We start from the raw sequence: 6031 nt of genomic DNA, 5'->3' as shown, positions 1-6031 counted from the left end.
AGATGCCATTGCTGGAAGAAGTCAGAATGGAAACTATTATGTAAACAGGTACACTATTCACGCTTTGTAGGAGGTGAAAGCACAGGGCGGCTGCACGAAAAGGCAGGCGTCACCACAGGCCGACCACTGTATGAGCGGTAGTGGCGGCACAGGAACACCATCCAGAATTCAGTTTCTCTCAATCATTCGCTCGCGTTGATCTGATCTGTTTGATACCGGCACATGCCGGGGAACACTGCTTCCTGAGCGGAAGCGAGATATGACCATTCCATTCCAGGGAGAGAAAAAAATCATGAAAGAGATCTATACGAAGATGCTTGACGAGGCCATGGCGGCGCAGCGCGCCGACGTGGAGACGATCAAGAAGAAGCGCGGCACGGCATTCAAGGTGAAGGACGGCAAGGCCTACGTCGACGCCGCAACGAAGATGGCGGTCGGCGAGGGGCAGAGCAAGGCCGTGATCGACCTCCACGTGGAGTCGGTGAAAGCCCATTACAGGAACATCTCCGCACTCACCGACTATGTCAGGCCCGAGGACGACCCCTTCGTCGAGCACTACCAGACGCCGGCGGTCCTGGAAATTCTCTATGCCGAGGACCCGAAGTTCAAAAAGAGCATGGACGCCTTCATCAAGGCAATCGGAAAGTCGGAGGCCCTGATCGGCCGCGAGGCGGCGAGGCGGTATGCCGGGTTCTACGGCCCGACCTGCGTCGTCGACTTCGCCCTGATCCCGGGCAGCACCTCCAATGTCGTCAACCAGGTCCTCCAGACAGTCAAGATCCCGACAGAGCACAAGCAGGCGATCCTGGCGGCGAAGTCCTGGGGCATGAACACCTCGTACGGTATCGGCGAGGTCTTCGCACAGGCGGTGGAGGCTGGCGAGACCCTTGCCGACGCCACGAAGCAGGAGGTCAAACAACTCCAGGCGATCTACGAACACCCGGTCCAGGCGCAGGTCGACCTGATGGAGAAGGCGGGCATGACCTCCTTCGACCCGGCAAAGTACATGGCCGGGTACAAAAAGGACCTCGAACCCTTCGTCAAGGCCGCAATCGACGGGGGCGTCCACTACGGCAACATCGTCACCGTCCCGGCCTACTGCGTCGGCGACATCGCCCACCACATCGCCCAGTCCACCTTCAACATGTGCAAGGATGACATGGTGATGGGCATCATCGAGGCGGTGACAGAGGTGATGGACAGGAGCGTCCGGGCGGCCCTCGACAAGGTCAAAAGCGAGTACCAGGTCCTCTCCGTCGCCACGGGTTCGTCTGCGGCGGCAACCGAGTACATCCTGGAACTCGACGGCTTCAACGCCCCGATGGTCGTCGACCTGCTCACGAAGCGCTTCCACAACTTCGTGCAGCTGTACCCGAAACGCGGCGCCGCGGCCGAACTCCACAACTGCGACTTCATGGACATGATCTGGCGCGGCTGGAGGATGCTTGACGGCGCACGGCGGAAGAGGAACGGGTCGGGAGACGTGCTGACCCCGACAGCCGCCGGATTCCCGGTGGACCTCACCCCCATCCGGGAGAGCGAGGTTATCATGAACCCGCAGCGCTACGCCTATCCGGCGTCGGCGATCACGGTCAGGTACTCGGCCCTCATGCGCCTCGCCGACTACCCCTGCCTGCTGACGAGCGAACCGGTGACGGCCACCATGATGACAAACATCATCGCCCTCCACCCGGAGCAGATCGCAGCACCGGCACGGGTATGCAAGGACTGCGCCTCGGCCTCGATGGTCGACTTCAGGCACGAGTACTGCCAGTGGAGAGAGGCGGTCTGAGGACTCAGGCAACAGGTGAGTGCGATGAAGTGCTATGTCTGCGCACAGCAGGGGAAGACGACCGAGGCCGCAGGGATCTGCATCGTCTGCGGCATGGGCCTCTGCACCGACCATATGGTCAGGAGCGACGTCGACCTCTGGGAAGGGGGGTACCCCTTCCCGGCACAGAAGATGAAGAAGGCACTCCCGAGGATATTGTGTCCGGAATGCCATGCCGCACTGAAGGAGTGAGTGGCCATGGCATCTCTCATGAAAAGAAGTGTCGCCGAACTGATCGGGACATTTATCCTGGTCTTCTTCGGTGCAGGTGCTGCGGCCGTCACCCTGATGATAGCCCACGGTTCGGAGACGCCGAACCCCTTCAACGTCGGGATCGGCGCTCTCGGCGGCCTCGGCGACTGGCTTGCGATCGGCCTCGCCTTCGGTATCGCGATCGCCGCGGTGATCTATGCCCTCGGCAGGGTTTCCGGGGCGCACATCAACCCTGCGGTGACGATTGCCCTCTGGGCGGCCGGCATGTTCCCGGCGCGGGAGGTCGTCCCCTATATCGTCGCACAACTCGTCGGCGCCGCCCTTGCAAGCTTCTCCTTTGCAGCCTGTGCGGGTATGGACGCCGTCACGATCGGCGGACTCGGGGCCACCACGCCCTTCCCCGGCATCACGTTCTCGCAGGCGGTCCTTGTCGAGGCGATCGGCACCTTCCTCCTGATGCTTGCGATCATGGGTGTGGCCGTGGACAAGAGGGCGCCGCCCGGCTTTGCAGGCCTTGTCATCGGCCTCACCGTCGCCGGGGTCATCACGACGACCGGGAACATCGCGGGGTCGTCCCTGAACCCGGCCCGTACCTTCGGGCCGTACCTCGGCGACATGGTCCTCGGCGGCACAAACCTCTGGGGCTTCTTCCCGATCTACGTCATCGGTCCAATCGTCGGCGCCGTCGTGGCGGCGTTGCTGTACCGCTGGGTCACTGCAGACTGAGGTAGGACTCTGGGAAATCACTCATGAAATGAAGTTTCAAGCGGTTTGTTGAAAAACACATCTGTGGTTTTCAGGGTAAATCCTATTCTGGAGTGTCTCTTCCGGGGGGCTGCCGCCCCCCGGTCCCTCGAAAATCAAAGATTTTCTCATGCTCACTCCGTTCGCACCCTGCCATTAGGATAGGGGGAGGGCAGTCCCCTCTTTAAAATGCAAGTTTGCCCTTTTGAGGCCCAATCCTGAGCGGGGAACGAGCGCCAGCGAGTTCGAGAAGACGAAGTCTTCGAGTTGCGAGCGTCAGCGAATTCAAGAAGACGAAGTCTTCGCTGCCGGGGGCGTAGTCCCCCGCCACCAGCACTCCGGAACGTGAATTCGACAGTGACCTCTTCTGGAAGCGATCGTGTACGCGAGAAATTCTCCAGAACCTGATCCCTCTTTTTGAGCAGGGGCGACCGGTCCCTGCACCACCTTTTTCCAGAATGTGATCGATAGACGATGGTATCATGACAGGTAGGGTCTACTTCGCACGGATCGGCCCTGGCAACGGCCGGGAGAACACCATCACACGGATACGGAGGCTCTTCGACACAGCGGGCCTCGCCTCATGCATCGACGAGGGCGACCTGACCGCGGTGAAACTCCACTTCGGCGAGGAGGGGTGCGACACCTTCGTCTCTCCGGTCTGGGTGCGGCAGGTCGTCGACAGAGTGCGAGAGGCCGGGGGCAACCCCTTCCTCACAGACACGAACACCCTGTACTCGGGGCAGCGCGACAACACCGTCGACCACATCGCCACGGCGATCAGCCACGGTTTCGGCTACGAAGTGACAGGGGCTCCGATCGTCATCGCCGACGGCCTGCACTCGCAGAACTGGCGGGAGGTCGCGATTGACGGGAAACATTTCTCAAAGGTGAAGATCGCGGGCGACATCCTGGACGCGGAGAGCATGATCGTCGTCTCCCACATGAAGGGGCACGGGATGGCGGGTTTCGGCGGGGCGATCAAGAACCTGGCAATGGGGTGCGCACCGGCGGCGGGGAAGATGGACCAGCACCAGGGCCTCGTCCCCCTCATCGAGGCCGGGGCCTGTGCGGAGTGCGCCACCTGCGTAAGGGTCTGCCCGACAGGCGCCCTGGAGGGTGGGCCTGGCGGCATCACCCTCACCACGACGCGGTGCATTGGCTGCGGCGAGTGCATGACAGTCTGCCCGAACGGGGCGATAGACTTTGACTGGAAGGAGGGGCTCGTCCCCTTCATGGAGATGATGACCGAGTACGCCCTCGGCGCCGTGCAGGGCAAGGAGGGGCGGGTTGGCTACATCAATGTCCTGACGAACATCACGCCGGACTGCGACTGCTGTCCGTGGAGCGACAGACCAATCGTCCCCGATATAGGGATACTCGCCTCGAAAGACCCGGTCGCCATCGACGCCGCAAGTTTCGACCTTGTCAATGCCCAACCGGGCATGGCCGAAAGCCGCCTCATCGGCAACCGCGAACCCGGCGCAGACAAGTTCAGGGGTGTGAACCCGTACAGCGACGGCATGGTCCAGGTCAGGTACGGCGAGGAGATCGGCCTCGGGTCTGCGGACTACGAACTCGTCGAGATCTAAAGACCCCCTGCCGTCGAGGGGGGACGGATCCCTCTACCTCTGGACGCACCTGCCGTCGTACTCCACCGCGTCCCTGCCGCGCAGGGCGATCCCCCGGATATAAACAGCAGGAGCGTAGTCCGGACAGAGTTCGAGGATCCTGTCGCACTCCTCCACCGCGTCCTCGTACCTCTCCAGCAGGATGAAGGCATAGGCCATCGCCTTGTGGGCCTCCAGATGATGGGGGGTGATCTCGAGGGCCTGACGATAGGCGACGACTGCGTCATCGTGCCTGAACATCATGTCGAGGGTGGCCCCGGCCATGAACCAGCAGTCCGGGTTGTCAGGTTCGAGTTCCGATGCCCTGTGAAAAGCCTCCAGCGCGGAGTGGAGGTTCATGCGCCTCTTCTCAACCACGCCCAGGAGGTACCAGGCAGGGGCGCAGGAGGTGCCGACCTCCACGGCGTGGCGTGCACTCGCGGCGGCACCGTCCACATCCTCCGCGGCGAGGAGGGCGTGGGCGCGCCGGGTCCAGGCCTCGGGGTCGTCCGGGTTCTCCGCAAGGATGCCGTCATAACAGATGACGGCCAGGTCGGGTTCCCCGTCCTCTTCATGGATGATGCCGAGCCTGTACAGGGCACCGGCATGAGCCGGGTCCAGTCTGAGGGCCTCCGTGTACCGGTCCACCGCCGCCGGGCGGTTGCCCTGCCTGATGAGAGCGTCGCCCTCCTCGACCATGCGCCCGGCCTCTGTCTCCTTCGGCATAGCCGGAGATACGCGGGATCTGCATTAAAGGATGCGGTGGTACGGAGCAGAGGGTTATAGGGCGGGGCGCCAACGTCGTACAGTATCATGGATTTCCTCTCAGTCTTTCTCATCTCTGTCGGCCTCGCCATGGACGCCACCGCCGTCTCCATCGCAGGCGGGGTGACCGTGAGGGAGGGGCGGGCGCGGACAGCACTCGTCCTCGCCCTCCTTTTCGGCGTCTTCCAGACCGGGATGGCCGTCGCCGGGTGGTTCGCCGGGACGCTCCTGTACTCGTTCATCTCTGGCATCGACCACTGGATCGCCTTCATCCTCCTCGCCTTCATCGGCGGGAAGATGGTCATCGAAGGGCTCAAGGGGGAGGACGGCGAGGAGATCGCCTTTGGCAGCGCCGCCGTCCTCATCATGCTCGCCGTCGCGACGTCCATCGACTCCCTTGCCGTCGGCCTCTCCTTTGCCGCCCTCGGGTCGCCGATCCTCCTGCCCTCCGTCGTCATCGGGGTCGTCACCGCCCTCCTCTCCCTCGGCGGTTTCTGGTTCGGGACGGTCTTCGGGGGGAAGAACCGCGAGCGTGCGGAGGTCATCGGCGGGGTCATACTCATCCTGATCGGGCTGCGGGTGCTCGCCGACCACCTCCTCATCTGATCCGGCACCCTCCCACACCCTTCTTCTCGTAGTACTGCTGGTGATACTCTTCGGCGCGATAGAACGGGCCCGCCGGCACGATCCCGGTGACGATGGGGCGGGGGTACCGCCCTGAGCGCTCCATCTTCTCCCGCGACGCCCGTGCCGCGGCCTCCTGTGCAGGCGTCAGGAAAAAGACCGCGGAGCGGTACTGGGTGCCGATGTCAGGCCCCTGCCTGTCCTCCGTCGTCGGGTCGTGGACCTCCCAGAAGACGTCGAGGAG

The 6031-nt window shown here is 62.9% G+C and carries 7 protein-coding genes; 5 read left to right on the top strand and 2 right to left on the bottom strand.

Translation table 11 applies throughout. The features are described from left to right. Positions 1–292: 292 nt before the first annotated feature. The 4 genes from Q0520_RS05395 to Q0520_RS05380 all read left to right on the top strand — a co-directional run bounded on the left by Q0520_RS05395 (position 293) and on the right by Q0520_RS05380 (position 4380). Positions 293–1792, top strand: coding sequence for a DUF2193 domain-containing protein (locus Q0520_RS05395; RefSeq protein ID WP_298667410.1), 1500 nt, complete (start codon positions 293–295; stop codon positions 1790–1792). 24 nt (positions 1793–1816) lie between these two features. Next, a complete protein-coding gene (locus Q0520_RS05390; RefSeq protein WP_298667411.1) occupies positions 1817–2023 on the top strand; it encodes a DUF2180 family protein in 207 nt (68 codons plus the stop codon). A gap of 6 nt (positions 2024–2029) precedes the next feature. Next, the gene (locus Q0520_RS05385; protein WP_298667409.1) at positions 2030–2770 is read left to right on the top strand and encodes an MIP/aquaporin family protein; all 741 of its coding nucleotides are present in this window, start codon (positions 2030–2032) and stop codon (positions 2768–2770) included. A gap of 500 nt (positions 2771–3270) precedes the next feature. Beyond that, positions 3271–4380 carry a DUF362 domain-containing protein gene (locus Q0520_RS05380; RefSeq protein WP_298667408.1) on the top strand — a complete coding sequence of 370 codons (1110 nt, stop codon included), beginning with the start codon at positions 3271–3273 and terminating at the stop codon, positions 4378–4380. Positions 4381–4413: 33 nt separating this feature from the next. On the opposite strand, the gene Q0520_RS05375 is transcribed toward Q0520_RS05380, so the two are convergent. Continuing rightward, positions 4414–5124: a lipopolysaccharide assembly protein LapB gene (locus Q0520_RS05375; protein ID WP_298667407.1), complete on the bottom strand. Its 711-nt coding sequence runs from the start codon at positions 5122–5124 to the stop codon at positions 4414–4416. Between the two features lie 87 nt (positions 5125–5211). Here Q0520_RS05375 and Q0520_RS05370 point away from each other — a divergent pair, with 87 nt between their 5' ends. After that, positions 5212–5769 (top strand): manganese efflux pump MntP family protein, encoded by a 558-nt coding sequence (locus Q0520_RS05370; RefSeq protein WP_298667406.1) that lies wholly within the window; start codon positions 5212–5214, stop codon positions 5767–5769. On the opposite strand, the gene msrA is transcribed toward Q0520_RS05370, so the two are convergent. Then, a partial coding sequence (gene msrA / locus Q0520_RS05365) for a peptide-methionine (S)-S-oxide reductase MsrA (protein ID WP_298667405.1) occupies positions 5762–6031 on the bottom strand: 270 nt, incomplete at its 5' end. The two genes, Q0520_RS05370 and msrA, sit on opposite strands and share 8 nt — an antisense overlap.

The sequence above is a fragment of the uncultured Methanofollis sp. genome, from assembly GCF_937919355.1.
Taxonomy (GTDB): Archaea; Halobacteriota; Methanomicrobia; order Methanomicrobiales; family Methanofollaceae; genus Methanofollis.
Note: the sequence above shows the minus strand (reverse complement) of the source record. Positions and strands in the feature narration are given on the sequence as shown.